The organism is Enterobacter cloacae complex sp. IR5418 (assembly GCF_049238105.1).
GTDB lineage: Bacteria > Pseudomonadota > Gammaproteobacteria > Enterobacterales > Enterobacteriaceae > Enterobacter > Enterobacter hormaechei.
The window spans coordinates 109817-135990 of sequence record NZ_JBMKHS010000011.1 but is presented as its reverse complement, the minus strand read 5'-3'; the positions used below and the strand labels follow the sequence as shown (position 1 = coordinate 135990).

The 26174-nt window shown below is 58.4% G+C and carries 21 protein-coding genes and 1 pseudogene; 14 read left to right on the top strand and 8 right to left on the bottom strand.

Going from position 1 to position 26174, the window contains the following annotated elements; genetic code table 11:
• Positions 1-69 precede the first annotated feature (69 nt).
• The 4 genes from dauA to lolB all read right to left on the bottom strand — a co-directional run bounded on the left by dauA (position 70) and on the right by lolB (position 4424).
• On the bottom strand, positions 70-1749 hold the full coding sequence (gene dauA, locus ACOTX7_RS11485; RefSeq protein ID WP_205923739.1) for a C4-dicarboxylic acid transporter DauA: 1680 nt from the start codon (positions 1747-1749) through the stop codon (positions 70-72).
• Positions 1750-1873: 124 nt separating this feature from the next.
• A complete protein-coding gene (prs, locus tag ACOTX7_RS11480; protein ID WP_003856663.1) occupies positions 1874-2821 on the bottom strand; it encodes a ribose-phosphate diphosphokinase in 948 nt (315 codons plus the stop codon).
• A gap of 125 nt (positions 2822-2946) precedes the next feature.
• Complete coding sequence (gene ispE, locus ACOTX7_RS11475) at positions 2947-3816, bottom strand: 4-(cytidine 5'-diphospho)-2-C-methyl-D-erythritol kinase (protein WP_006810918.1); 870 nt, start codon at positions 3814-3816, stop codon at positions 2947-2949.
• A complete protein-coding gene (gene lolB, locus ACOTX7_RS11470; protein WP_221256105.1) occupies positions 3813-4424 on the bottom strand; it encodes a lipoprotein insertase outer membrane protein LolB in 612 nt (203 codons plus the stop codon). Before lolB ends, ispE begins: the two co-directional genes overlap by 4 nt.
• A gap of 326 nt (positions 4425-4750) precedes the next feature.
• On the opposite strand from lolB, the gene hemA reads away from it, so the two are divergent.
• From hemA to kdsA, 6 genes and pseudogenes are all read left to right on the top strand, one after another.
• Complete coding sequence (hemA, locus tag ACOTX7_RS11465) at positions 4751-6007, top strand: glutamyl-tRNA reductase (RefSeq protein ID WP_003856666.1); 1257 nt, start codon at positions 4751-4753, stop codon at positions 6005-6007.
• A 41-nt stretch (positions 6008-6048) separates the two neighbouring features.
• On the top strand, positions 6049-7131 hold the full coding sequence (gene prfA, locus ACOTX7_RS11460; protein WP_221256104.1) for a peptide chain release factor 1: 1083 nt from the start codon (positions 6049-6051) through the stop codon (positions 7129-7131).
• Positions 7131-7961: a peptide chain release factor N(5)-glutamine methyltransferase gene (gene prmC, locus ACOTX7_RS11455; RefSeq protein WP_221813658.1), complete on the top strand. Its 831-nt coding sequence runs from the start codon at positions 7131-7133 to the stop codon at positions 7959-7961. The genes prfA and prmC overlap by 1 nt, the downstream gene beginning before the upstream one ends.
• Before the next feature lie 8 nt (positions 7962-7969).
• Positions 7970-8170: pseudogene (locus ACOTX7_RS11450) on the top strand (SirB2 family protein); the annotation flags it as partial.
• A 3-nt stretch (positions 8171-8173) separates the two neighbouring features.
• Positions 8174-8983 carry an invasion regulator SirB1 gene (sirB1, locus tag ACOTX7_RS11445; RefSeq protein ID WP_221256101.1) on the top strand — a complete coding sequence of 270 codons (810 nt, stop codon included), beginning with the start codon at positions 8174-8176 and terminating at the stop codon, positions 8981-8983.
• Between the two features lie 36 nt (positions 8984-9019).
• Entirely contained in the window at positions 9020-9874 is an 855-nt protein-coding gene (gene kdsA / locus ACOTX7_RS11440; RefSeq protein ID WP_003856671.1) for a 3-deoxy-8-phosphooctulonate synthase, read from the top strand.
• 113 nt (positions 9875-9987) lie between these two features.
• Here the strand turns inward: kdsA and chaA are convergent, their stop codons facing one another.
• Positions 9988-11088, bottom strand: coding sequence for a sodium-potassium/proton antiporter ChaA (gene chaA, locus ACOTX7_RS11435; RefSeq protein ID WP_205923743.1), 1101 nt, complete (start codon positions 11086-11088; stop codon positions 9988-9990).
• Positions 11089-11356: 268 nt separating this feature from the next.
• Between chaA and chaB the strand changes: the two genes are divergently transcribed.
• A complete protein-coding gene (gene chaB / locus ACOTX7_RS11430; RefSeq protein ID WP_006810911.1) occupies positions 11357-11587 on the top strand; it encodes a putative cation transport regulator ChaB in 231 nt (76 codons plus the stop codon).
• A gap of 177 nt (positions 11588-11764) precedes the next feature.
• The gene (locus ACOTX7_RS11425; RefSeq protein WP_032673877.1) at positions 11765-12460 is read left to right on the top strand and encodes a gamma-glutamylcyclotransferase; all 696 of its coding nucleotides are present in this window, start codon (positions 11765-11767) and stop codon (positions 12458-12460) included.
• A 30-nt stretch (positions 12461-12490) separates the two neighbouring features.
• Here ACOTX7_RS11425 and ACOTX7_RS11420 read toward each other — a convergent pair whose 3' ends face one another.
• The 3 genes from ACOTX7_RS11420 to ACOTX7_RS11410 form a co-directional block, all read right to left on the bottom strand.
• Positions 12491-12730 carry a hypothetical protein gene (locus ACOTX7_RS11420; RefSeq protein ID WP_015570352.1) on the bottom strand — a complete coding sequence of 80 codons (240 nt, stop codon included), beginning with the start codon at positions 12728-12730 and terminating at the stop codon, positions 12491-12493.
• Between the two features lie 194 nt (positions 12731-12924).
• Positions 12925-14709 (bottom strand): methyl-accepting chemotaxis protein, encoded by a 1785-nt coding sequence (locus ACOTX7_RS11415; protein WP_221256100.1) that lies wholly within the window; start codon positions 14707-14709, stop codon positions 12925-12927.
• A 106-nt stretch (positions 14710-14815) separates the two neighbouring features.
• Positions 14816-15169, bottom strand: coding sequence for a DsrE/DsrF/TusD sulfur relay family protein (locus ACOTX7_RS11410; RefSeq protein ID WP_205921679.1), 354 nt, complete (start codon positions 15167-15169; stop codon positions 14816-14818).
• Between the two features lie 73 nt (positions 15170-15242).
• Between ACOTX7_RS11410 and nasR the strand changes: the two genes are divergently transcribed.
• The 6 genes from nasR (at position 15243) to ACOTX7_RS11380 (ending at position 26043) form a co-directional block, all read left to right on the top strand.
• Positions 15243-16415, top strand: coding sequence for a nitrate regulatory protein NasR (nasR, locus tag ACOTX7_RS11405; protein WP_221256099.1), 1173 nt, complete (start codon positions 15243-15245; stop codon positions 16413-16415).
• Between the two features lie 228 nt (positions 16416-16643).
• Positions 16644-17891, top strand: a complete 1248-nt coding sequence (locus ACOTX7_RS11400; protein ID WP_032673876.1) for a CmpA/NrtA family ABC transporter substrate-binding protein — start codon at positions 16644-16646, stop codon at positions 17889-17891.
• A gap of 2 nt (positions 17892-17893) precedes the next feature.
• Positions 17894-18772 (top strand): nitrate ABC transporter permease, encoded by an 879-nt coding sequence (ntrB, locus tag ACOTX7_RS11395; protein WP_221813659.1) that lies wholly within the window; start codon positions 17894-17896, stop codon positions 18770-18772.
• Positions 18773-18781: 9 nt separating this feature from the next.
• A complete protein-coding gene (locus ACOTX7_RS11390) occupies positions 18782-19570 on the top strand; it encodes an ABC transporter ATP-binding protein (RefSeq protein ID WP_006810903.1) in 789 nt (262 codons plus the stop codon).
• Between the two features lie 12 nt (positions 19571-19582).
• A complete protein-coding gene (gene nirB, locus ACOTX7_RS11385; RefSeq protein WP_221256097.1) occupies positions 19583-23569 on the top strand; it encodes a nitrite reductase large subunit NirB in 3987 nt (1328 codons plus the stop codon).
• Positions 23566-26043, top strand: coding sequence for a nitrate reductase (locus ACOTX7_RS11380; RefSeq protein ID WP_221256096.1), 2478 nt, complete (start codon positions 23566-23568; stop codon positions 26041-26043). The genes nirB and ACOTX7_RS11380 overlap by 4 nt, the downstream gene beginning before the upstream one ends.
• The last annotated feature ends 131 nt before the right edge of the window (positions 26044-26174 follow it).

Below are 26174 nucleotides of genomic sequence, written 5' to 3'. Positions count from 1 at the left end.
AAAATAATAAAAAAAAAAACACGACTCTAAAATGAGTCGTTTTTTTTATGTGTTGGCTTTTCGGAACGATTACAGATCCGCTAACGCAGCCTCACGGTTAGGGTAGAAGGACAATCGGCCAGGGATCGGCTGTACGCCCGCGCGCGCCATGGTGCGCAGGGGCTGGAATTCGAGGTTACTTATCCGCAGCTCGCAGCCTTCCGGCAGGCGGGCAACAAAGCGCTGGAAGGCATCCAGACCACCGGCGTCCAGCACCGGGACGGCATCCCACTTCAGCACCACAATTCGTTTGCCCGCGATGCGGGATTCCAGATCGCTGAACAGTCCTTCCGCCGCGGCGAAGAACAGGGGGCCGATCACCCGCAGTACCAGCACATCGTCAGGCACCTCAACGTTAACCGGGGAGAGACGCGTCATCTGCGCGATGCGGCGCATAAACAGCAGCGAGGCCAGCACAATGCCGACGCTGATGGCGATAACCATATCGAACAGCACGGTCAGCGACATACAGATCAGCATCACAATAATGTCGTCTTTCGGCGCGCGGCGCAGCAGGTTAACCACCTTATGCGCCTCACTCATGTTCCAGGCCACCATCAGCAGTAGTGCAGCCATGGCAGAAAGCGGAAGCCATGAAAGCAGCGGGGCAAGGATCAGCAGCGCCATGATCACCAGCAGGGAGTGAATGACCGCTGAAACCGGTGATGTCGCGCCTGCACGCACGTTCGCGGCGGAACGGGCAATTGCAGCCGTAGCCGTAATACCACCGAAGAACGGTGCAACGATGTTCCCTAAACCCTGGCCTACCAGTTCGCCGTTGGCTTTATGCTTAGTGCCGGTCATACCGTCGAGCACGACGGCGCAGAGCAGGGATTCAATCGCCCCCAGCATGGCCATGGAGAATGCGGCGGGCAGCAGGGCGCGAAGGGAATCCCAGCTCAGGGTGAAGCTGGAGCCCGGCATGTCCCACGGCAGAACCAGCTGCGGCAGCAGCTGCGGAATACCGTTACCCTGTGAGCCGTCCGCCAGAACATAGTGGAACTGGGAGCCAATTGTGGCGACCTGTCCGCCGAGCAGGTTGACGATACCCATCACCGCGCAGCCCAGCAGCAGGGCGGGCAGATGCCCCGGGAGACGAATGCCTAAGCGAGGCCAGACAATGAGTGTGCCGAGGGTAACGATGCCGATGGCGGCATCGCCCAGGTTGGTCGTCGGCAACGCCATAAACAGCGCGCCCACTTTCTGTAAATAGTGCTCCGGAACATGGGCCATTTGCAGGCCGAGGAAATCCTTAATCTGCATGGTCCCGATGGTGATCCCAATCCCCGAGGTGAACCCCAGCGTCACGGAAAGGGGGATATATTCAATCAGACGACCAAAACGGGCCAGACCGAACAGAATTAAAAAGACGCCGGACATCAGGGTGGCAACCAGCAGGCCTGCCAGACCAAACTGTTGGGAAACCGGGTAGAGGATCACCACAAAGGCGGCGGTCGGGCCGGAAACGCTGAAGCGGGACCCGCCCGTTAGTGCAATCACAATCCCGGCGACCGCCGACGTGTAAAGACCGTACTGCGGCGCGACGCCGCTACCAATGGCCAGCGCCATCGCCAGCGGGATGGCAATAATCCCGACGGTGATCCCGGCTATCAGGTCACGAACAAAGCGTGACGATGTGTATTTCTCTTTCCAGCAGGCGTCGATGAGGGCGCGAAAGGGCAGAACATGTGAGGAGGTTACGTTTTTCACAATTATCTATCATCCGTGTGCGCATCATCTGTCATATGAATGGCAGGTGAAGGAGGCATAAGTCATACAAATAAAAACTATAAACAAAAAAACCCGCCGTAGCGGGTTTTTTGGCCGTGTTCGATCAGTGTTCGAACATTGCAGAGATGGATTCTTCGTTGCTGATACGACGAATCGCTTCGGCCAGCATCCCGGACAGGGTCAATGTACGCACGTTTGGCAGCGCTTTGATCTCGTCACTCAGTGGGATGGTATCGCACACCACAACTTCGTCAATGACGGAGTTACGGAGGTTGTTCACCGCATTGCCGGAGAAGATTGGGTGAGTCGCGTAAGCGAATACGCGTTTCGCACCACGCTCTTTCAGCGCTTCAGCGGCTTTACACAGCGTACCGCCGGTATCGATCATGTCGTCCACCAACACGCAGTCGCGGCCAGCCACGTCACCGATGATGTGCATCACCTGAGAAACGTTAGCGCGCGGACGGCGTTTGTCGATGATCGCCATGTCGGTATCGTTCAGCAGCTTCGCGATAGCACGAGCACGTACCACGCCGCCGATGTCCGGAGAAACCACAATCGGGTTGTCCAGATTCAGTTGCAGCATGTCTTCCAGCAGGATTGGGCTACCGAATACGTTATCAACCGGCACGTCGAAGAAGCCCTGGATCTGCTCTGCGTGCAGGTCGACCGTCAGTACACGGTCAACGCCAACGCTGGACAGGAAGTCTGCGACAACTTTAGCGGTGATTGGCACACGCGCGGAACGGACGCGACGGTCCTGACGTGCATAGCCAAAGTAAGGAATAACAGCAGTGATACGGCCAGCAGAAGCACGACGCAGCGCGTCGACCATAACAACCAATTCCATCAGGTTGTCATTCGTTGGAGCACAGGTGGACTGGATGATGAAAATATCACCACCGCGTACATTTTCGTTAATTTGTACGCTGACTTCGCCGTCGCTAAAGCGACCTACAGCGGCGTCGCCGAGGGAAGTGTACAGGCGGTTGGCAATACGTTGTGCTAGTTCCGGGGTGGCGTTACCAGCAAAAAGCTTCATATCAGGCACGAGAAGAACCTCAGGCATGCGTCCAGTGGTGGATAGCGTTCGCCGCAAACTGCGGGGCCTAAGCAAACGCTATCCAGGCGGTGTATTAAAGAGCGCGATGCAACGTCTGGAACAGGGTGACGTTGTCACCGAAACTCAGTCTGCGCCAGAATGGCCTGCTGTAGGGGGGAGGTGTTCATCCCGCGTGCTACAAAACCATGCAGCCAAACCGGCGCTTGCTCAAGCACCTGACGGGCGGCGGTTTCGGTGTCAAATTCAGCAAAGACACAGGCCCCTGTACCGGTCAGGCGCGACGGCGCGTATTCTAACAGCCAGGAAAGCACCGCATCAACCTCGCGAAAACGTTTTCTTGCGATATCCTCGCAATCGTTGCTGAATTCACAATTTAATAACGTTTTTATTGACCGTACCGGGGTATTTCTTTTCAGGTCAGGATCTTTGAAGATGACCGGGGTAGGAATGCTCACGCCAGGGTGAACGATTAGATACCATTTTTCCGGTGGGTCGACCGGCGTAAGGATTTCACCCACTCCTTCAGCGAACGCCGCATGACCGCGCACAAACACCGGTACGTCGGCACCCAGCGTCAATCCTAGCGCTGCCAGTTCGTCCGTTGTCAGGCCGCAGCCCCAAAGGTGATTGAGCGCCACCAGCACGGTCGCGGCGTTTGACGAACCGCCGCCCAGACCGCCGCCCATCGGCAGGCGTTTGTCGATACGGATATCCGCACCGCTTCCCGCTGGAAGACGGCCCGACGCCGACGCCGTTTGCATCAGCAGACGGGCGGCGCGCACGATCAGGTTATCGTCGTGCGCCACACCGTCGACCGGCGTCAGCAGGCAAATTTGCCCGTCCTGACGCGGTTCGATGGAGATCGTGTCGCCGTAATCGACAAACTGAAACAGCGTTTGCAGGGTGTGATAGCCGTCAGCGCGCTGCCCGGTAATGTAGAGAAACAGGTTCAGTTTTGCGGGAGAGGGCCAGTGGGTCATCATTTAACGATCCAGTTATCCATTTTCAGCTTGATACGCTGGCTACCCTGCGTCAGCTCCATATTGGACGGCAGCGACGGTTGAGTCTTGCTGTCATACGCGCTGTACACCACTTTCCAGGTTTTACCGCCCTGGGTGTAGTTCACCTGGCTCAGACGGTATTGATCGTCGAGGGTATAGTCGGTCGCTTCACCCGGCAGGCCGAGGATCCACTGGCGCAGGCTGTTCAGCGGAATCGGCATCCCGGTCAGCTTGCCAATCATCTCTTCGGCGTCGGTGGCCGTGTAGTGCTGGCCCTTGTTATCGGTGATCTGCGCTTCGCCAGGCTTCGCGTTAAGCTCCAGTTCGGTGCTACCCAGCGGGTTCAGTAACAGCAGGCGATAGTTGTCCTGACCCGTTTGTTGCCAGAAGAAGCGAGCGTAAACTTTTTGTTTGTCAGAGAGATAAGCAAACGCACCGCGGGTCTGGTACTGGCTTAATTTCAGCACATCCTGCTGGTGCTGACGCCACTGGGGTGAGTCAGGGCTTTTGCCCGGACCTTTCGGCTGGTTAACGGAACAGGCGGTCAGAACCAGGGCCGCCAGAGGCAGCAGGCGAATCATTCGGGTCATAATGATGACAAATCCTTGAGATACGTTGCAGTTATAACTGTTAATGCTAGCGTTGAAGGGTGCCACCGTCTACGTTCAAATTATCTCAAAGCGTTGTATCTACCCTAAATAATTCAAGTTGCATGAAGGCGGCAAGAGAGTGAATCCCCAGGAGCATAGATAACTATGCGATTGGGGTGAACGAGCGCAGCCAACGCGCATGCAGCTTGAAGTATGACGGGTATAAGCTATTACTCCGAAAGGGTGCAGTCTCTTTTATTGATCTCGCGCATCCTGTATGATGCGTCCTGCTAACCTTATTAACGCTGGTACTACTCCCGCTCAACATGACCCTATTAGCACTCGGTATTAACCACAAAACAGCCCCGGTTTCACTGCGAGAACGCGTTACGTTTTCGCCGGATACGCTCGACCTGGCGCTGGACAGCCTGCTTGCACAGCCGATGGTGCAGGGAGGGGTGGTGCTGTCGACGTGCAACCGTACCGAGCTGTATTTAAGCGTGGAGGAGCAGGACAACCTGCACGAGGCGCTGATCCGCTGGTTATGTGACTACCACAACCTCAACGAAGAAGAGCTGCGCAACAGCCTGTACTGGCATCAGGATAACGATGCGGTCAGCCATCTGATGCGCGTGGCCAGCGGTCTGGATTCGCTGGTGCTGGGCGAGCCGCAGATCCTCGGCCAGGTAAAAAAAGCCTTCGCGGACTCCCAGAAAGGGCATCTGAAAGCGAGCGAACTGGAACGTATGTTCCAGAAGTCTTTCTCCGTGGCGAAGCGTGTGCGAACCGAAACCGATATTGGTGCCAGTGCGGTTTCGGTTGCTTTCGCGGCCTGTACCCTTGCCCGTCAAATCTTTGAATCGCTGTCGACCGTCACCGTACTGCTGGTGGGGGCGGGCGAAACCATTGAACTGGTGGCGCGCCATCTTCGCGAACACAAAGTGAAGAAGATGATCATCGCCAACCGCACCCGGGAACGTGCGCAGGTGCTGGCAGATGAAGTCGGCGCTGAGGTGATTGCGCTGAGCGACATCGATGAACGCCTGAAAGAGGCGGACATTATTATCAGTTCTACCGCCAGCCCGCTGCCGATTATCGGCAAAGGGATGGTCGAGCGTGCGCTGAAATCCCGCCGCAATCAGCCTATGCTGCTGGTGGATATCGCCGTTCCGCGTGATGTCGAACCGGAAGTGGGCAAACTGGCAAACGCCTATCTGTACAGCGTGGATGACCTGCAAAGCATCATTTCGCACAACCTTGCCCAGCGTAAAGCGGCGGCCGTGCAGGCGGAAACCATCGTTGAGCAGGAAACCAGCGAATTTATGGCCTGGCTGCGCGCGCAAAGCGTCAGCGAGACCATCCGCGAGTACCGCGGTCAGGCGGAGCAGGTGCGTGATGACCTGACGGCCAAAGCGTTAGCGGCGCTTGAACAGGGCGGCGACGCGCAGGCGATTATGCAGGATCTGGCCTGGAAACTGACCAACCGCCTGATCCATGCCCCAACCAAATCTCTTCAGCAGGCTGCCCGTGACGGGGACGATGAACGCCTGACAATTCTGCGCAACAGCCTCGGGCTGGAATAGCGCCCTATACCCATTTTCTAAGACAAGGTGCATTTACGCCTATGAAGCCTTCTATCGTCGCTAAACTGGAAGCTCTGCACGAGCGCCATGAAGAAGTCCAGGCGCTGCTCGGCGATGCCGGGACCATTGCCGACCAGGAACGTTTTCGCGCGCTGTCGCGTGAATACGCGCAGTTAAGTGATGTTTCAAAATGCTTTACCGACTGGCGACAGGTCCAGGAAGATATCGAAACCGCGCAGATGATGCTCGACGATCCTGAGATGCGCGAGATGGCGCAGGAAGAGTTGCAGGACGCCAAAGCGCGTTCAGAAGAGATGGAGCAGCAGCTCCAGGTGCTTCTGCTGCCGAGAGATCCGGACGATGAGCGTAACGCTTTTGTGGAAGTCCGCGCCGGGACCGGCGGCGACGAAGCGGCGCTGTTCGCCGGGGATCTGTTCCGTATGTACAGCCGTTATGCCGAATCCCGCCGCTGGCGCGTGGAGATCATGAGCGCCAACGAAGGGGAACATGGCGGTTATAAAGAGGTTATCGCCAAAATCAGCGGTGACGGCGTATATGGTCGACTGAAATTTGAATCTGGCGGCCACCGCGTGCAGCGCGTCCCGGCGACCGAATCGCAGGGCCGTATTCACACCTCGGCCTGCACGGTAGCGGTCATGCCCGAGCTGCCGGAAGCGGAACTGCCGGATATCAACCCGGCGGATCTGCGTATCGACACTTTCCGCTCCTCCGGTGCGGGTGGTCAGCACGTTAACACCACCGACTCCGCTATCCGTATTACTCACCTGCCCACCGGCATTGTGGTTGAGTGTCAGGATGAACGTTCCCAGCACAAGAACAAAGCTAAAGCGTTATCCGTGCTGGGTGCCCGTATCCACGCGGCGGAAATGGCGAAACGCCAGCAGGCGGAAGCCTCTACACGCCGTAACCTGTTGGGCAGCGGCGACCGTAGCGATCGTAACCGCACCTATAACTTCCCGCAGGGTCGCGTAACCGACCACCGCATCAACCTGACGCTCTACCGACTGGATGAGGCGATGGAAGGTAAGCTCGATATGCTGATTGAGCCTATCGTGCAGGAATACCAGGCCGACCAGCTGGCGGCACTGTCCGAGCAGGATTAATGGATTTTCAGCGCTGGTTACGTGAGGCGGTCGGTGAACTTTCAGAAAGTGAAAGCCCGAAGCGCGACGCTGAAATTTTGCTTGAGCATGTGACGGGTAAAGCCCGCACGTATCTGCTGGCTTTCGGTGAAACCGAGCTGACCGCTGAGCAGGAAGCACAGCTCGCCTCGCTGCTTGCCCGCCGTAAAACCGGCGAGCCGGTGGCGCATCTGGTGGGCGAACGTGAGTTCTGGTCACTTCCGCTGTACGTCTCAGCGGCCACGCTGATCCCGCGCCCGGACACCGAGTGTCTGGTGGAGCAGGCGCTGGCGCGGTTACCGGCGCAGCCGTGTGAGATCCTCGATCTCGGTACTGGCACCGGCGCGATTGCGCTGGCGCTGGCCAGCGAGCGACCAGACTGCACCGTGACGGCGGTAGACGTAATGCCCGATGCGGTCGTCCTTGCGCGGCGCAACGTTGAACGGCTGGGGCTGAACAATGTTGCCGTTCTGCAAAGCAGCTGGTTTGCCGCGCTTGAAAGCCGCATGTTCGACATGATTGTCAGCAATCCGCCCTACATCGACGAAGACGATCCGCATCTCGCCCGGGGCGACGTGCGTTTTGAACCACTGACCGCGCTGGTCGCTGCGAATCAGGGGCTTGCGGATCTCGATCACATTGTGACAACGTCACGACAACATTTGCTTCCCGGCGGCTGGCTGCTGGTGGAACATGGCTGGACGCAGGGGGAGGCGGTAAGAGCGCTGTTTACGCAGGCAGGCTATTCTGCCGTTGAAACCTGCCGCGACTACGGTGGCAACGAGCGCCTGACGCTGGGTCAGTGGTCATGAAAGCAGGCTATCTGCCATTTACTGATAAAGGCGCATGGCTGACTGAAAAGCGGTTTGGCGTTATCATCTACATCGTTTTGGGTTTTATCGCGCCTGGACGTTATCGTCCGCGCAGCCAGCAGGCAGGGTTTATCGCCTTTCTGCTGGGTCTGGTGGTGCTGTACATCATCATTAAACTCGCCACCACAAGAATACCGTTACTGGGGTAAGTCATGGGGTCCTTAGCCGATTTCGAATTTAACAAAGTGCCGCTCTGCGATGGTATGATCCTGATTTCAGAGATGATCCGCGACGATTTCACGTCACAGTACGTTTACGCTGAACTGGAGAATCTGGTCAGCCTGGCGCGCGAAGAGATCAATCAGGCACGTCCGCAGGACTGGCAATTAGAGAAGCTGATTGAGCTTTTCTACGGCGAATGGGGTTTCTGCGACACGCGAGGCGTGTACCGCTTGTCTGACGCACTGTGGCTGGACCAGGTGTTGAAAAATCGTCAGGGCAGCGCCGTCGCGTTGGGCGCCATTTTACTGTGGGTTGCACACGAACTGGATATTCCACTGGTGCCGGTCATTTTCCCAACGCAGATGATTTTGCGGGCGGAGTGGCTGGACGGTGAGATGTGGTTAATCAATCCATTTAACGGCGACACGCTGGATGAGCATACGCTGGACGTCTGGCTGAAGGGCAACATCAGCCCGATAGCTGAGCTGTTCAATGAAGATCTTGATGAAGCCGATAACGCCGAAGTGATCCGCAAGCTGTTGGATACGCTGAAGTCTGCGCTGATGGAAGAGCGGCAGATGGAGCTGGCCCTGCGCGCAAGCGAAGTGCTGTTGCAGTTCAATCCGGAAGATCCGTACGAAATCCGCGACCGCGGCCTGATTTATGCGCAGCTCGACTGCGAGCACGTGGCGCTGAATGATTTGAATTATTTCGTCGAGCAATGTCCGGAAGATCCGATCAGCGAAATGATCCGCGCGCAGATCAACGCGATCGCGCATAAACACATTACACTGCATTAATCTTAATTCCGATTCACACCTGAATAAGGCGATCCTATGAAACAAAAAGTGGTTAGCATTGGTGATATCAACGTGGCAAACGACCTGCCGTTCGTGCTGTTTGGCGGTATGAACGTGCTGGAATCCCGCGATCTCGCTATGCGCATCTGCGAACACTACGTGACCGTGACCCAAAAGCTGGGCATCCCGTACGTGTTTAAAGCCTCTTTTGACAAAGCCAACCGCTCCTCCATTCACTCCTACCGTGGCCCGGGCCTGGAAGAGGGGATGAAGATTTTCCAGGAGCTGAAACAGACGTTTGGCGTGAAAGTGATCACCGACGTGCACGAAGCCTCTCAGGCACAGCCCGTGGCAGATGTGGTAGACGTGATCCAGCTTCCGGCGTTCCTGGCTCGCCAGACTGACCTGGTAGAAGCGATGGCGAAAACCGGTGCCGTGATTAACGTGAAAAAACCGCAGTTTGTCAGCCCTGGCCAGATGGGTAACATCGTCGATAAGTTTATCGAAGGCGGTAACGACCAGGTGATCCTGTGCGACCGTGGTTCAAACTTCGGTTATGACAACCTGGTTGTGGATATGCTGGGCTTCAGCGTGATGAAGAACGTTTCTAACCAGTCGCCGGTGATTTTCGACGTGACCCACTCCCTGCAATGCCGCGACCCGTTTGGTGCCGCGTCTGGCGGGCGTCGTGCGCAGGTAACTGAACTGGCGCGCGCTGGCATGGCGACCGGCCTGGCGGGTCTGTTCATTGAAGCGCACCCGGATCCGGCTAACGCGAAATGCGACGGTCCATCCGCGCTGCCGCTGGACAAGCTGGAGCCGTTCCTGAAACAGATCAAAGCGATTGACGATCTGGTGAAGAGCTTCGACGAGCTGGATACCAGCAACTAATAAAAAACCCGCTTCGGCGGGTTTTTTTATGGGACATATTGCCGGGTGGCGCTGCGCTTACCCGGCCTACAAAACCCGTAGGCCCTGCAAGCGAAGCGCCGCTGGGCAAAAGGCTACGCAAATATCGTCATCAAATACGCAATAAACAGCGCCATATGCGCCGCGCCGTTCAGCACATTGGTGCGGCCGGTGGAGAAGGATATCTGGCACAGCAGCAATGATGCCATCATCACAATCATCTCTGGCGCACCCAGCGCAAACTGCAAATCATTCCCCGTCATAAAGGCAATCAGCGTCACCACCGGAACGGTGAGGGAGATGGTCGCCAGTACGGAGCCGAAGAAGAGATTCATCGCACGCTGCACCTGATTGTTCAGCACCGCTTTCAGCGCCCCCAGACCTTCTGGTGACAGGATCAACAGGGCTACCAGGAAACCGGTAAAGGCGACCGGCGCGTTCAGTTCCGTTAACAGCGCCTCCAGCGGGTTCGCATTCATCTTGGTGACCGCAATAACGGCAATCAGATGCACGATCAGCCAAACCGTGTGCCACGCGCTGCTGTGGGCCGACGGCTTACCGTGATGCGGGTCATCGTCGTCGGCGTCATCTTCATGCTCGTACACAAACAGGCTCTGGTGCGTTTTGGTCTGGATCAGCAGGAACACGCCATACATCGCCGCGGAAATCAGCGCCACCAGCAGCGCCTGGCCGGTGGTGAAGTTTGCACCCGGCAGCGCCATCGGGAAGACCAGCACGATAATCGCCAGCGGGAACAGGGCGATCAGGTACTGTTTAATGCCAAAGAGATTCATGTACTGGGTGGCAAATTTGCGCCCACCCAGTAAAAGTGAAAAACCGACCAGACCGCCGGTGACAATCATAATGATGGAGTAGAGCGTATCGCGCATTAGCGTTGGCGCGGCGTCGCCGGTGGCCATTAATGCGGAAATTAAACTGACTTCAAGAATAACAACCGAAAGGCTTAAAATTAATGAACCATACGGCTCTCCAAGACGGTGGGCTAACACATCCGCATGGCGTACCACGCTAAATGCGCTGGTTAAAATACCCACCAGAGCCAGAATATTGATCCCCACAACCACTGGCAATGACTGACTGCTTCCCCAGAAGAGCAGCACAGCCAGTGCCAGAACCGGGAAAATGAGAGAGGTCTCCTTGTGGCGGGTTTTTACCGCCTCGTGTGTTGCTGTCATGTGTTTCTCCAACAATGCAGGTGCTTGTAATTATAGATAGATTTTGAGGACGTTAAATTAACATAAATCTGTTAAATACCCTGTATAGTTTACCTGTTTTTACCCTTTGCTATAATTTTCACGTCTGAGTCTTATAATACATTATCTCCATTAAATACTCATTAAATAACAATGCGTTATAATTTTAGAACGTTCATTTCTATTGTTCGGGTGGCACCCTGGCGCATCGTCGTCCACACTTATCTTTTAGCCAAAAGAGAGTTTAACGATGCCATACAAATCGAAAAGCGAATTACCGGACAACGTGCAAAACGTATTGCCTGCTCACGCGCAGGATATCTACAAAGAAGCCTTTAACAGCGCCTGGGATCAGTACAAAGATAAAGACGATCGCCGGGACGATGCCAGCCGTGAAGAGACGGCGCATAAAGTGGCCTGGGCCGCCGTAAAAAATGACTATGAGAAGGGGGACGATGATAAATGGCACAAAAAGAAATAGCTGCCGAATAATACGCTGCCTCCATTTTGACATTTCAGGCGGTTGACCTGCCGCTGTATTGCATCTGGCCCGCGAATTGCTTATCGTTGCTCGGCTGCTGTTAAAATGAACAGCACAAAATGCCGGGAAGGCGCATTAAAGATGTCGCAAGGAAGCATGCAGTGGCGGAGGTGGAATGTGTTAACGCGTGATTTCTTGATGAAGGCAGATTGTAAGACGGCATTTGGTGCTATCGAGGAATCGCTTCTGTGGTCGGCTGAACAACGTGCGGCGTCCCTTGCGGCAACGCTGGCCTGCCGCCCGGATGATGGCCCGGTCTGGATTTTTGGTTACGGCTCGCTGATGTGGAACCCGGCGCTTGAGTATGTTGAATCGGCAACCGGAACGCTGCCTGGCTGGCATCGCGCCTTCTGTTTGCGCCTGACCGCCGGACGCGGCAGCGCCTGTCAGCCTGGACGCATGCTTGCACTAAAAGAGGGCGGACGCACCACGGGCGTGGCATACCGGCTGCCGGATACCACGCTGGAAGAAGAACTGACGCTGCTGTGGAAGCGCGAGATGATCACTGGCTGCTATATGCCCAGCTGGTGCAAGCTGGACCTGGATGACGGCCGCACCGTCAACGCGCTGGTGTTCATTATGGATCCGCGCCATCCGCTGTATGAAGCCGACACCCGAACCCAGGTGATCGCCCCGCTGATTGCCGCCGCCAGTGGACCGCTGGGTACTAACGCCCAGTACCTTTTCTCGCTCGATCAGGAGCTGACGCGCCTCGGTATGCAGGACGACTGTCTGAGTGAGCTGGTGGTGAAGGTGAAAGCGCTGCTGGAAGGGAACCCGCTCAGCAATACGCTGCGGCCGGGTTTTGCATAATATAACGCCCGGCTGACCGGGCGTTTACGATTATGCTGCTACGTAACTGACAGAATGTTCGAGCGACTGGCTGTGGCTGTCGATCAGCACATCCCAGGTGCCGGTGTAGGGCACCGTCAGCCATGCCTTATCGTCCTGGACGGTAAGGATATCGGCCTGCGATTGCTTCTGTCCTTTTGTACTCATCAGATGGATGCGGCAACGCTCTGAGCAACGCACCACTACCGTATCCCCGCCAAACAGTTTCAAACTAGTTTTAACCCGTGCCATTTTATACCCCGTCGATTTTGCCCATCCCGAGCGTGATGTTGTTCACAATTTATTCATTGCATAACACCAAAGGGGAAGGGGTGGGATGCTGATTTCGATCAAAAAATGGCGCAACGATTAAACAAAAATGACAAAATCCCTGAAACCTTTCAGCCGACGCGCGTTTACCCTGCTTAACGCGCGCCGGGGAAAAATTATATGCGGAAATGACCAGCGGTCTCAGCAAGGTCGCCCGCCTGGCTTTGCAGCGCGCTGGCCGCCGCGGCAGACTGTACAACGAGTTCGGCGTTCTGCTGCACCATGCGATCCAGATGAGTCACCGCGTGGTTAATCTCATGGATCCCTTTCATCTGCTCGCTTGTGGCAATGGATATTTCGCGCATGATGCCAGAGACGCTGCCGATGCTTGAGCAGATCTCATCCATGCTTTCCCCGGCCAGATGCACGTAACGCGTGCCGGTGGCCACGCTGTCGGTGGTGGAATCAATAAGGGATTTGATCTCTTTCGCCGCCTGAGCGCTGCGGCTGGCCAGATTACGCACTTCCCCCGCAACGACCGCGAACCCACGGCCTTGCTCCCCGGCTCGCGCCGCTTCCACCGAGGCATTCAGCGCCAGAATGTTGGTCTGGAAGGCGATGCCGTCAATGACGCTGGTAATATCGCCGATTTTCGCGGAAGCCAGTTCGATGGACTGCATGGTACTGATGGCCTGAGCGACGACGTCGCCTCCGCGGGATGCTGCGGCAGAGGCCTTGCTCGCCTGTTCGTTCGCTTCTGCTGCCGACTCGTTGGACTGCGTAACGGAGGCCGTGATCTCTTCCACGGCGCTGGCGGTTTCGCGAAGGCTTGATGCCGCCTGCTCGGTACGCCCGGAGAGATCCTGATTACCCGCCGCAATCTCATGCGCGGCGTTTTTTACTGAGGCGCTGGCGTCTCGTAGCTGGACCATGACCACAGAAAGCTTATCGCTGAAGGCGTTAAACGCCTGCGCGATCTGCGCCACTTCATCGCCCCCCTTATCCGGCAGACGCTGTGACAGATCGTTAGTACCGTTGGCAATGTTGTTCATCGCATCGCGGATATCGGACAGTCTTCTCAGCAGGCGGGCGATCAGAACGTGCATAAGGGCGCCGCTCAGCAGGGCGAGGATCGCCAGCGACAGTGCTGATGCTTTCAGCAATGACCGCATCCCGGCGGTGGCATCGTCGTTATCAAGCGCCACAACCAGCAGCCAGTGCGTTCCCGGTACGGTGGTCGCCATGAGCGTTTTGTCGCGTCCGTTAAACGTTCCGTCAACCAGGTTGCCGCTTTTCAGAGCGGCAAAATCGATACCCTTGATCGTTTCAGTAAAAGGCTTAAGCGTCAGCGCAGGATCGCTGCCGGCAATCACGGTGCCGTTGCTGTCCAGAAGCAGGCCGCTGCTGGCCGGCGTCGGGTGAATACCGCGCACGTTAGCCACCACGCTGTCCATCGCCACATCGCCCGCCACAACCGCTTTCAGCGTGCCGTTCTCTTTTACCGGTACCGCGAAGGTCACCACCAGTTTCCCGGTGCCCGCGTCCACATAAGGTGCCGTCACTACCGGACCATCGGTGCTGACGACCTGCTGATACCACGGGCGAAGTGTAGGATCGTAATCGGCGGGGACCCCGGTTGGGTCGGAAAATTTCGCCGTCTTGCTGGCATAACCCACGTAGACGTTGGTGAATCCACCTGCCAGTGCCAGCTGTTTAAACACCGGAACCGGATCGTCACTGAGCGCGACTTGCTGCGCCGAAGTAATGACGGTCATTTTGCTGTTCACCCAGTCGGCAATTGCCATATTGTGGCTGGCACTGGTGCTGGTCAGAATATCGCGCTGCGACTGCTGATTATCCTGGCGCGTGACCTGAAAGTTAATAATGGTATTAAGAAGAAGGGCGACGACCAGACAGCCTGTCGTCGCGGCAATGATGCGGGCGCGAATGGATCTGAACATAAGTGTAATACCTGCTGTGTTGTTTCCATGCCTATCGGCAACGGTGGAGGTAAACTTGATGCTGAAACCGCGTCCATAAGAAAATAATATTTTTAGCGGGTTATTATTAAAAAGTTAATACTTTATCGGCGGAAAGCGTCCATTCAGCCAGCTCGACAAGCGTGCCAATTTCCACGCCCTCAATCAGCGGCAGCCCGGTGATCCCGCGTCCGTCGGTACAGGTTTTGCACAGTTTGACCGGAACATTTTGCGCGGTCAGGATCTCCAGCATTTGCTGAATGTTGTAGCCTTCTGCGGGTTTCTGCCCCTTCAGCCCGGCCGTGACGGCATCGGACATCAAAAAGAGACGCAGCTCCAGTTCACTCTCCTTATCGCGCAGCGCGATTGCCAGGCGCAGGCTGTTGAAAAGCGATTCACTGCCGTAGGCCGCACCGTTGGCGACGATCACAATCTTTTGCATGTTGACTCCTGTTCTTTGAAAAGGCACGAATATTGCTTCTCCAACCGAAGTATACGTATCGGGGAGAGAAAGTATGACGATAGAGGCTGGCAGTTCGCCTGGCGCAACCGAATGGTTCCAGCGTGCGAGAAGGTTGCGTGAGGAACAGCTCGGCAGATTAGCGCAGCTGGGCGCGCTGGTGAACGGCATCAGTCGACTGGTGCATATGCTACAGTGCGAGCGCGGTGCGTCAAATGTCTGGCTCTGCTCACAGGGCAAATTGTACGCCCCTGAATGCAAGGCCAGCAGGGCACTGGTGGATGAAAACCTTGCGGCACTGTACCGTCTGTTTAACCAACCGCTGCCGGGCAGCACCCTCTGTGAACGTATTGCCAGCGCACTGCACTGCCTTGAAACGCTAACGGTGCTACGTGATGGCGTTACGGGTCGAAGCGTCACCGCGCCGCAGGCGATGGAACACTACAGCCGCATACTGCGTCATCTGCTCAGTATCGTACCTCAACTCAGCGACAGCATTGACGATCCGCACATTGCAGGCCGATTTGTGGCGCTTTACAGCCTGATGCAGGGCAAAGAGCTTGTGGGACAAGAGCGGGCGCTGGGGGCTATTGGTTTCACCCAGGGATTCTTTGACGATGAAACCCGCCAGCGGCTGGTGGATCGCATCGACGGCCAGCAGGCGTGCTTTGAGGTGTTTATCTCCCATTGCACTCCAGACGTGCAGGAGACGTTTACCTTCAATTGCCTGCCGGATCTGGAAACGGAAAAACTCAGGCGTGAAGCGTGCACCCGCCAGCCCCCGGCAGATAACGGCGATACCGCCCTCAAATGGTTTGCTCTGCAAACCGCGCGCCTTGAACATCTGCGCACGCTGGAGGAGGTGGCAATTGCCGATCTGATGACGGCCGTTGAGGAGCGTCGCGGTTGCGAAAACCTGCACGTAGCCGATGAACACGACGATATCCTGACGCGGTTTCCGGATAAACCGCTTCTGCCGCTGGTGCGTCAGCAGGCGCGTGAAATTGAGCAACTCTCCCGTCAGCTTGCCTCCCTGCGTGACACGCTGGAGGAGCGTAAGACCATCGACAAAGCCAAAAGCGTGCTGATGACGCACCAGAACATGAGCGAGGAGCAGGCGTGGACGGCCCTGCGTACAATGGCGATGGATAAAAACCAACGCATGGTGGATATCGCCCGTGCGCTGCTTACGGTGAAAAATCTGTGGAACATACCCCCTGGGGAGTAGTTGCACAGTCAGTGGGCATTTTATGCCTGATTGAGGTGCGTAAAACCGCGTTCTCCTGGCGAAAACCCCGTCATGCCGGGGATGAAAAGCTGGCATCACCTTTGCATTAACTCATTAACCATTTTTGACGATGCGCCAACGGCGGTGCATGCGTCTTCGGGATAAAGGCGTCCAGCGGTGCTTCAGCACCGTCGGGCGCTTTTTTTTGCCTTTTTTTCAGGAGCGATTATGGCGGATTTGTCGAGACGACGGTTATTGCAGGCCAGCATGCTGGCGAGTGGTGCGATGCTGTTGCCGGGTGTCATGCAGGCTGCATGGGCGGCGGGATCAGATAAGCCGGAGCAGGATACCGTGCGTATCGGGTTTATTCCCCTGACCGATTGCGCGCCAGTGGTTATCGCGGCCCTGAAAGGGTTCGATAAAAAACATGGCATTACCATCGTGCCGACCAAAGAGGCGAGCTGGGCGGCGGTGCGCGACAAGCTGGTGGCGGGTGAACTGGATGCGGCGCACATTCTGTACGGCCTGCTGTACGGTCTCGAACTCGGGATCGCGGGTAAGCCGCAGCCGATGGCGAACCTGATGACCCTCAACCAGAACGGGCAGGCCATTACGCTCTCCAGCGATCTGGCGGAGAAGGGCGTTCGTGACCTCGACGGGCTGAAAAAGCTGATTGGGCAGCAGGCGCCGGGAACCTATACCTTCGCGCATACCTTCCCGACCGGGACGCACGCCATGTGGCTCTACTACTGGCTGGCCAGCGCGGGTATCAATCCGTTTGACGACGTGCGCACGGTGGTGGTGCCGCCGCCGCAGATGGTGATGAACATGCGTATCGGCAACATGGTGGGCTTCTGCGTCGGCGAGCCGTGGAACGCGCGGGCGATTAACGACCGCATCGGGTTTACCGCTGCCACGTCGCAGTCGATCTGGGCCGATCACCCGGAAAAAATCCTTGGCACCCGACGCGACTGGGTGGCGAAAAATCCGCATACCGCCCGGGCGCTGGTGAGCGCGGTGCTGGAGGCCGCGCGCTGGATCGACGCATCACCGGAAAACAAACGCGAAACCGCGCAGATCCTTTCCCGCCGCGCCTGGCTCAACTGCAAGGAACAGTATCTCACCGGGCGCATGCTCGGCGAGTACGACAACGGGGTCGGTCAGCGCTGGAAGGATGCGCACCCGATCCGTTTCTTCGATGAGGGTGCCGTGAGCTACCCGTATCTCTCCGACGGTATGTGGTTCTTAACCCAGTTCCGCCGCTGGGGGTTGCTCAACGCCGCGCCGGACTACGCGGACATCGCGCAGCGCATTAACCAGACCGCAGTCTGGCAGGATGCCGCGACCGCCGTGGGCGGCATGTCCACACCGTCATCACCGTATCGCAGCAGCACCCTGATGGACGGTACCGTCTGGAACGGCACCGATCCGGAAGGGTACGCCAACCGCTTCGCCATTCACCGTAAGGGGGCCTGAGTATGCAGCATTTGCAAAAGACGAAACCACAAGAGACGTCAGAGAGCGGGGAAGTGATTGTCCTGCCTCCGGTACAGGTTCGCCGCCGCACGCCCGCGTTTGCGCGCCGGATGAACGATTTTTTACAGCGCCTCATCCCGGCGCTGCTCGGTCTCGGCCTGCTGGTGCTGCTCTGGCAGCTGGCAGCAATAAACAGTAAAGGTTTCCCGACGCCGCTCAGCACGCTCGACTCGGCCATGACCCTGTTCGCCGATCCGTTTTATCGCGACGGGCCAAACGATATGGGCATAGGCTGGAACGTGCTGGCGTCGTTGCAGCGCGTCGCCATCGGCTTTGGTCTGGCGGCGCTGGCGGGGATTCCGCTGGGCTTTTTGATTGGTCGCTTCACCTTTTTCTCACGCATGTTCAACCCGCTGATCGCGCTCCTGCGTCCGGTCAGCCCGCTGGCCTGGCTGCCTATCGGCCTGCTGCTGTTCCAGAAAGCGGAGCCTGCATCCAGCTGGACCATTTTCATCTGCTCTATATGGCCGATGGTCATTAACACCGCTGAAGGGGTGCGCCGTATCCCGCAGGACTACCTTAACGTGGCCCGCGTACTGCAACTCTCAGAGTGGACCATCATGCGTCGCATTCTTTTTCCCGCCGTACTGCCTGCGGTGCTGACCGGGGTACGCCTCTCCATTGGCATTGCCTGGCTGGTGATTGTCGCCGCCGAGATGCTCACCGGAGGTTTAGGCATTGGCTTCTGGATCTGGAATGAGTGGAACAACCTCAACGTCGAAAACATTCTCATCGCCATCGTCATTATTGGCGTGGTCGGGTTGCTGCTGGAGCAGGGGCTGATGCTGATCGCCCGTCGCTTTAGCTGGCAGGAAAAATAAGGAGTGTACATGAAACCGTTAATTCAGGTCCAGGCCGTGAGCCAGCGTTTTTCCACCGCCAGCGGCGAGTTTCTGGCGCTGCAAAACGTCTCTTTTGATATCCACGAGGGCGAAACCGTCAGCCTGATTGGTCACTCCGGCTGCGGCAAGTCGACGCTGCTGAACCTCATCGCCGGGATCACGCTGCCGACAGAAGGCGGGCTGATTTGTGACAACCGCGAAATCGCCGGGCCGGGGCCAGAGCGCGCGGTGGTGTTCCAGAACCATTCGCTGCTGCCGTGGCTGACCTGCTTCGACAACGTGGCGCTGGCGGTGGATCAGGTTTTCCGTCACACCATGAGCAAGGCCGAGCGCAAAGAATGGATTGAGCACAACCTCGACCGCGTGCAGATGGGCCACGCGCTGCATAAACGTCCGGGGGAGATCTCCGGTGGCATGAAGCAGCGCGTCGGGATTGCCCGCGCGCTGGCGATGAAGCCGAAAGTGCTGCTGATGGATGAACCCTTCGGCGCGCTCGATGCGCTGACGCGCGCCCATCTTCAGGATTCAGTGATGCAGATCCAGCAGGCGCTGAACACCACCATCGTGCTCATTACCCACGACGTGGACGAGGCGGTGCTGCTTTCTGACCGCGTGCTGATGATGACCAACGGCCCGGCGGCCACCGTCGGCGAGATCCTGCGCGTCGATCTGCCGCGCCCGCGCAACCGGGTGCAGCTGGCGGACGACAGCCGCTATCACCACATGCGTCAGCAGATCCTTCATTTCCTCTACGAAAAACAGCCGAAAGCGGCGTAACGAGGGGGCACGATGCGACTGGTCATTATCGGTAATGGCATGGCGGCAACCCGGCTGATAGCGTCGCTCACCGGGCGTGCTTCCGGTCGTTTCGCCATCACCGTCGTCGGTGACGAGCCGGAGCATGCCTACAACCGCATCCAGCTTTCGCCGGTGCTGGGGGGTGAAAAGCAGGCGGAGCACATTTATCTGCATGATGAAGGCTGGTACACGGCACGGGGCGTGACGGTACTGCGGGACGAAAAAGCGATTGCCGTTAACGTGAACGCGCGGGAAGTGCAAACCTCCGTTCGTAAACTTGGCTGGGATGTGCTGGTGTTTGCCACCGGTTCAACCCCCTTTGTTCCGCCAGTTCCCGGCGGCGATGCGCCGCATGTATTCACCTTTCGCACTCTGGCAGAGACCCGCGCTATTCAGAACATCTCCGGTCCGGCGGTAGTACTGGGCGGCGGGGTACTCGGCGTGGAGACCGCGGCAGCGCTGGCATGCAAGGGTGACAACGTCACTCTCGTGCATCGTGGTCCGTGGCTGATGGAACAGCAGCTGGACCAGCAGGCGGGACTGTTGCTGGAAGAGGCGCTGGCGGCGCGGGGCGTGCGCTGTGAGCTTACTTCCGGCATCACGGCGATCACGGACGATGCCGTGACGCTGCTCAACGGACGCCGCATCACCGCCACGCGCGTGGTGCTGGCCACGGGCGTACAACCCAACGTTACGCTGGCGCAGGCCAGCGGCATTCATTGCGCGCGGGGCATTGTGGTGGATAGCCAAATGCAAACCTCCGTGACGAATATCTACGCCATCGGCGAGTGCTGCGAAATTGACGGCAAGACGTTCGGCCTGGTCGCGCCCTGTCTGGCGCAGGCGGATATTCTTGCCGCGCGGCTGGCCGGAGAATTCACCGCGCCGTTTACCCTGACCGACAACGGCGTGCGCCTCAAAGTGACCGGCGTGGAGTTGTTCAGCCTCGGACGCGCAACGGCGCAGGCGGACGATGTGGTCTGGAGTTCCTGGGATCCGCTGACCCGTCACTATCGACGTTTACTGATCCATCAGGGGGCGCTGGCTGGCGTGCTGCTGATGGGCGACTGCCGCAGCGCGGCAACCTTTACCGATTTACTGGCAACGGCTGCGCCCGCACATGCGGACTGGCTGTTCGATCGTTTCACTACGCAACCGCGGGTTGCAGGACAGAACGCTATGACAAAACCTACTCTGGTGGTGGTTGGGCACGGTATGGTCGGCCATCATTTCCTCGAAGACTGCGTTAACCGCAATCTGCATCAGCAGTATCAGATTGTTGTCTTTGGCGAGGAGCGCTATGCCGCCTATGACCGCGTACATCTGTCGGAATATTTTGGCGGCCGCAGCGTGGACTCGCTCTCGCTGGTGGAGGGGGATTTCTTTGCCGACAACGGCATTGAGCTACGCCTCTCGCAGCAGATCGTCGCTCTCGATCGTGATGCACACGTAGTGCGTACCGCCAGCGGGCATGAAACCCACTGGGACAAGCTGGTGCTGGCGACCGGCTCATATCCGTTCGTCCCGCCCGTGCCGGGCAACGATCTGCCGGGCTGCTTTGTCTACCGCACCCTTGACGATCTGGACAACATTGCGGCCCATGCGGCAGGCTCTCGCCGCGGCGTGGTGATTGGCGGCGGCCTGCTGGGGCTGGAGGCGGCGAATGCCCTGAAACAGCTCGGGCTGGAAACCCACGTGGTGGAGTTTGCGCCGAATCTTATGGCGGTGCAGCTCGACAATGACGGCGCGGCAATGCTGCGCAGGAAAATTGAGGCGCTGGGCGTAGGGGTACACACCAGTAAATCGACGACGGAGATTGCCAACGCAGACGGCGGGCTGGTGCTGCGCTTTGCCGATGGCGAGCAGCTGGAAACGGATATGGTGGTCTTTTCTGCCGGTATTCGCCCGCAGGACGCGCTGGCGCGCAGCAGCGGGCTGGCTACAGGTGAGCGCGGCGGGATCTGTATTGACGACGGCTGCCGGACCTCCGATCCGGACGTGTTCGCCATCGGCGAATGCGCCCTGTGGGAGGGGAAAATCTTTGGCCTGGTGGCACCGGGCTACCAGATGGCGCGCGTGGCCGCCGCTGTGCTGGCGGGTGAAGATAAAACCTTCACCGGCGCGGATATGAGTACCAAACTCAAGCTGCTCGGCGTCGACGTGGCCTCGTTCGGGGATGCTCACGGTCGCACGCCGGGGGCGCTGAGCTACCAGTGGACGCACGGCCCGCAGCAAATCTACAAGAAAATTGTGGTCAGCCACGACGGCAAAACCCTGCTGGGCGGCGTGCTGGTGGGTGACGCCAGCGAATACGCCACGCTGGTGCAGATGATGCTCAACGGCATCAGTCTGCCGAAAGAGCCGGAAACGCTGATTTTGCCCGCGCTGTCAGGCAGCGCGCCGAAAGCGCTGGGCGTGGCGGCGCTGCCGGAAAGCGCGCAGATCTGTTCATGTCATAACGTCAGCAAAGGGGATATCTGCCAGGCAGTAAGCGCGGGCGCAACGGATATCGGCGCCATTAAACAGTGCACCAAAGCGGCAACCGGCTGCGGAGGCTGTAGCGCGCTGGTGAAGCAGGTCATGGAGTGCCAGCTTGCGGAGCAGGGCGTGGAGGTGAAAAAGGATATCTGCGAACACTTCCCGTACTCGCGTCAGGAGATTTACCACCTGGTGCGCGTCAACCATATCCGCACCTTCGACCAGCTTATCAGCCGCTACGGTCAGGGGCACGGGTGCGAGATCTGTAAGCCGCTGGTGGGATCGGTGCTGGCGTCCTGCTGGAACGAGTATCTGCTGAAACCGGCTCACCTGCCGTTGCAGGACACCAACGACCGTTATTTCGCCAATATTCAGAAGGACGGAACGTACTCCATTGTGCCGCGGATGCCCGCAGGGGAAGTGACCGCCGACGGGCTGATCGCCATCGGCCAGATTGCGAAACGCTATAGCCTGTACAGCAAAATCACCGGCGGGCAGCGTATTGACCTGTTTGGCGCCACGCTCGAACAGTTGCCTGAGATCTGGCAGGCGCTGGTGGAGGCCGGGTTTGAGACCGGGCACGCCTACGGGAAATCCCTGCGCACGGTGAAATCCTGCGTCGGGTCAACCTGGTGTCGCTACGGCGTGCAGGACTCCACCGGCCTCGCGGTCCGGCTGGAGCACCGTTACAAGGGTCTGCGCGCGCCGCACAAAATCAAAATGGCGGTCTCCGGCTGTACCCGCGAGTGCGCGGAGGCGCAGAGCAAAGACGTGGGGGTGATTGCCACGGACAAAGGCTGGAACCTCTATCTGTGCGGCAACGGCGGGATGAAGCCGCGCCATGCAGATCTCTTCGCCAGCGATCTGGACGACGAAACGCTGATCCGCACCGTTGACCGTTTCCTGATGTTCTACATTCGCACGGCAGATCGTCTGCAACGCACCAGTACCTGGATGGATAACCTGGAAGGCGGGCTCGACTATCTGCGCGAGGTGATCCTGAACGACAGCCTCGGCATCGCCCACGAACTGGAGCAGGAGATGGCCCGGGTGGTGGAGACCTACCAGTGCGAGTGGCAAACCACCCTTAACGATCCCGATCGCCTGGCGCTGTTCCGCACCGCCGTGAATGCCCCTGCCGGGGAGGAGAACAAGCGCTGGCAGGAAATTTGCGCTATCGACGAGATCCCGGAGCAGGCGGGCATCGGCGCGCATCTTGGGCACAAACCGATTGCGCTGTTCCGCTTTGGCAAAACCGTTTATGCCCTCGACGATCGGGAGCCGGGCAGCCGCGCGAACGTGCTCTCGCGCGGCATCCTTGGCGATGCAGCGGGTGAACCGGTGGTGATCTCGCCGCTCTACAAGCAACGTATTCGTCTGCGCGACGGGTGTCAGGCTGAGAGCGGGGCGCCTGCGGTGCGTGCCTGGCCGGTAAAAATTGAAAACGGCAGGGTGTGGGTTGGAAATGAAGAGCTGGTGATGCGTGCGGAGGCCTCATGACGGAAACCCGGACAACGTGCCCATACTGCGGTGTGGGCTGCGGCGTGGTCGCCAGCACAGACGGTGAAAAGGTGAGTATTCGCGGAGATGAAACCCATCCTGCGAATTTCGGTCGCCTGTGCGTAAAAGGCTCTGCCCTTGGGGAAACCACAGGGTTGCAGGGACGCCTGTTGCGCCCGGTTGTCGACGGCCTGGAGGTGGAATGGACGCAGGCGCTGGGCGAAGCGGGCGAGCGGCTGCGGAACATCATTAACGAATGGGGGCCGCAGGCGGTGGCGTTTTACGCCTCCGGCCAGCTGTTGACCGAGGATTACTATGCCGCCAACAAGCTGATGAAAGGCTTTATCGGGGCGGCGAACATTGATACCAATTCGCGGCTGTGTATGTCGTCGGCGGTGGTGGGCTACAAGCGCGCCTTCGGTGAAGACGTGGTGCCGTGCAGCTACGAGGATGTGGAAAACAGCGATCTGGTGGTACTCGTTGGATCAAACGCGGCCTGGACGCATCCGGTGCTGTATCAGCGGCTGGTGCAGGCAAAACACAACAATCCGCAGATGAAAGTGGTCGTGATCGATCCGCGTAAAACCGCCACCTGCGATATCGCTGACCTGCATCTGGCGCTTAAGCCCGGCAGCGACGCCGGGCTGTTTGTGGGGTTGCTCAATCTGATTCAGGGCACCGATGAGTGGCCGGTCCCTCGCGTGGCGGCGTTTTGCGATCTGCATTCAGACGAGACTGGCACCTTCTACGACTGGTTTGTCACCGCGCCTCGCGCCATTACGCTCTACACCATGGGGATCAACCAGTCCTCCAGCGGCAGCGACAAGTGTAACGCCATCATTAACGTGCATCTTGCCAGCGGGAAGTTCAACCGTCCGGGCTGCGGCCCGTTTTCGCTGACCGGACAGCCAAACGCCATGGGCGGGCGGGAAGTGGGCGGGCTGGCGAACCAGCTGGCAGCGCACATGAACTTCGAGCCGGACGATCTCTCGCGGGTGGCGCGTTTCTGGGGAACGGAACGGCTGGCGCAGACGCCGGGTCTGATGGCGGTGGAATTGTTTGACGCCATTGCCCGCGGCGAGGTGAAGGCGGTGTGGATCATGGGCACCAATCCTGCCGTGTCGCTTCCCGACAGCCACGCGGTGTGCCAGGCCCTGGCGACCTGCCCGCTGGTTATCGTATCTGAGGTGATGCAGGAGACCGACACCAGCCGGTTTGCCCATATTCGTTTTCCCGCCCTGGGCTGGGGCGAGAAAAACGGCACGGTGACCAATTCTGAACGCCGTATCTCCCGCCAGCGCGCCTTTCTGCCAGCGCCGGGCGAGGCTAAACCGGACTGGTGGATCATCGCCCGGATCGCAGAGCAGCTCGGCTATGGCGATGCCTTCGCCTGGGAACATCCTCAGGAGATATTTTGTGAACATGCGGCGCTGACGGCGTTTGAAAATAACGGCGAACGGGCGCTGAATCTGCGCGAACTGGCGTCGCTGACGCGAGAGGCGTGGGACGGGCTGGCGCCGTACCAGTGGTGTGCGGGGGATTTCCCGCAAAGAACGATTGTTCCGGTCAGCCCGTCCTCGCATGGGGCAGGAGTCGACGAATTGTATCCCCTGATACTGAACACCGGGCGGATCCGCGATCAGTGGCACACCATGACGCGCACGGGGTATGTTCCGCGCCTGATGCAGCATATCGACGAGCCTGTTGTTGAGATGAACGCAAACGATGCGGCGCGCGCCGGGATGACGGACGGCCAGCTGGCGCGGATAAGCTCCCCGCGCGGGGTCATGGTGGCCAGAGTCCATATTTCCTCCTGTCAGCGTGCGGGAGAACTGTTCGCGCCGATGCACTGGAACGCGCAGTTTGCCCGGCAGGGAAAGGTCAATGCGCTGGTGGAAGGGCGGGTGGATGCCTGCTCCGGCCAGCCGGAGAGTAAACAAACCGCGGTGAGGATCATGCCCTGGCTACCCGCCTGGCAGGGGGAGCTGTATGCCCGCGAGCTGCCAGCGTTGCCGTCGTCGGTCTGCTGGTGGCGTAAGGCCTCACGTCTGACGGTGGCGGGGGATAGGCCGTTGTTGTCGTGGGTGATGGAGTATGCCAGCGGTCGGGGCTGGCAGCTACAGGTGGCACAGACGGGGGAACGCAGCAGCGTGCTCGCCTGGCATCACGGCGCGCTGATGCTGGGCTACTGGGAAGGCCATACGCTGCCAGCGCTGGCGCATGCGTTTATTGAAGACGCCTTCGCCGCTGCGCCCGTACAGATCGCTGAACGCCATGCGCTGCTGCACGGACAACGGCCGGGCGAAAGTGCCGATCCCGGGCGAATTATCTGTAGCTGCTTTAGCGTGGGTGAAAATACGATACGTAAGGCGATAGCCGAAGGCTGTGATTCTGCCGCAGCGCTGGGAGCGAAGCTGCGCTGCGGCACGAACTGCGGCTCCTGCGTGCCGGAGTTGAAAGGGCTGTTTGGATAAGAGTGTAAGGGCGTCGGGTGGCGGCGTTGCCTTACCCGACCTACGGGCCGCCACCCGACAATTCTGTTCAGGATATTCCTGAAATTTACGTTAAGACTGGTTTTCAGGGCTTATGGCGTTAACATAATACG